This window comes from Burkholderia sp. AU27893 (assembly GCF_002223205.1).
Classification (GTDB): Bacteria; Pseudomonadota; Gammaproteobacteria; order Burkholderiales; family Burkholderiaceae; genus Burkholderia.
This window is the reverse complement of sequence record NZ_NKFD01000020.1, coordinates 1-689: the sequence shown is the minus strand read 5'-3', so window position 1 is coordinate 689 and position 689 is coordinate 1. Positions and strand designations below refer to the sequence as shown.

Below are 689 nucleotides of genomic sequence, written 5' to 3'. Positions count from 1 at the left end.
GGCGCCGCAAGCGGCATCGGCAAGGAAATCGCACTCGAGCTCGCGAAAGCGGGCGCGGCCGTCGCGATCGCCGACCTGAACCAGGACGGCGCGAACGCGGTCGCCGACGAGATCGTCAAGGCGGGCGGCAAGGCGATCGGCGTCGCGATGGACGTGACGAACGAGGAAGCCGTGAACAGCGGCATCGACAAGGTGGCCGAAACGTTCGGCTCGGTCGACATCCTCGTGTCGAACGCGGGCATCCAGATCGTCAACCCGATCGAGAACTATTCGTTTGCCGACTGGAAGAAGATGCAGGCGATCCACGTCGACGGCGCGTTCCTGACGACCAAGGCGGCGCTCAAGCACATGTACAAGGACGATCGCGGCGGTGTCGTGATCTACATGGGTTCGGTGCATTCGCACGAAGCGTCGCCGCTGAAGTCGGCGTACGTGACGGCCAAGCACGGCCTGCTCGGCCTGGCCCGCGTGCTGGCGAAGGAAGGCGCGAAGCACAACGTGCGCTCGCACGTCGTGTGTCCGGGCTTCGTGCGCACGCCGCTGGTCGACAAGCAGATTCCGGAGCAGGCGAAGGAGCTCGGGATCAGCGAAGAGGAAGTGGTGAAGAAGGTGATGCTCGGCAATACGGTCGACGGCGTGTTCACGACCGTTCAGGACGTCGCGCAGACGGTGCTGTTCCTGTCGGCCTT

General features: G+C 64.6%; 1 protein-coding gene. It reads left to right on the top strand.

Annotation, left to right across the window (positions count from 1 at the left end):
- Positions 1 to 689: 3-hydroxybutyrate dehydrogenase (locus tag CFB47_RS40045; RefSeq protein WP_089464398.1), on the top strand; the 689-nt coding region annotated here is incomplete at both ends.